We start from the raw sequence: 904 nt of genomic DNA, 5'->3' as shown, positions 1-904 counted from the left end.
CACGACGGTCGACTTGCCCGAGCCGGACTGGCCCACGATCGCCACCCGCTCCCCGCGCGCGACGTCGAGGTCGACGCCGCGCACGACGGGGATGTCGCCGTAGGCGACCTCCAGGCCGCGTACGCGCAGGAGAGGTGGACTCGACAGGCTCGATCCGGGGTCCGGGCTCGACCCGCGCGTGGTGTCAGCGTCCTGCGGCATAGCCCTGCGCTCCTCTCGGGTTGGCGGCCGCCCCCAGCAGGCCCGTGGCCGGGTCGCGGGTCACGGCGGACAGGCGCCCCAGCGCCCAGTCGCCAGCCCGGGTCACCACGTGGCCGCGGCCCTCCAGGGCGGTGATGACGTCCTCGCCGAGCCGGTCCTCCACGACGGCGCCGCCCGGCGTCCAGGTGCGCGGCCAGAAGGAGCCGGGGAACGACGTCGTGTGCAGGGCCGGCGCGTCGATCGCCTGCTGCGGGGTGTACCCGCCCACCAGCACGCGCAGCAGGAACAGGAGCTGCCACTGGTCCTGCTGGTCGCCACCCGGCGAGCCCAGTGCGATCACCGGCTCGCCGTCGCGCAGCACGAGCGTGGGCGTGAGCGTGGTCCGCGGTCGCCGTCCCGGGGTCAGGGCCGACGGCGACGCCTCGTCCAGCCACGTCATCTGCAGCCGCGTGCCGAGGCAGAAGCCCAGGCCCGGCACCGTGGGGGAGGACTGCAGCCAGCCGCCCGACGGCGTGGCCGAGACCATGTTGCCCCAGCGGTCCACGACGTCGATGTGGCACGTGTCGCCGCGGGTGGCGCCGGTGTGCTCGGGGGAGTCGGGGGTCTCGACGGGCTCGACCAGCGAACCCCGGGTCGAGCCCGTCGGGACCTCGACCGTCGGCTCGCCCACGCCCGACGCCGCGCCGCCCCCGGGCGCGCCCGG

The 904-nt window shown here is 76.2% G+C and carries 2 protein-coding genes; both read right to left on the bottom strand.

Annotated features, from left to right (window positions below):
• Positions 1 to 201 (bottom strand): ATP-binding cassette domain-containing protein (locus PROKR_RS03335; protein WP_036959501.1); only part of this gene is annotated, 201 nt, incomplete at its 3' end.
• Positions 185 to 904, bottom strand: a 720-nt coding sequence (locus PROKR_RS03330) for a gamma-glutamyltransferase (protein WP_211240016.1), incomplete at its 5' end; no start/stop codon positions are given. The genes PROKR_RS03330 and PROKR_RS03335, both read right to left, overlap by 17 nt.

Source organism: Promicromonospora kroppenstedtii DSM 19349, from assembly GCF_000515355.1.
Taxonomy (GTDB): Bacteria; Actinomycetota; Actinomycetes; order Actinomycetales; family Cellulomonadaceae; genus Promicromonospora; species Promicromonospora kroppenstedtii.
This window is presented reverse-complemented; position numbering and strand designations above follow the sequence as displayed.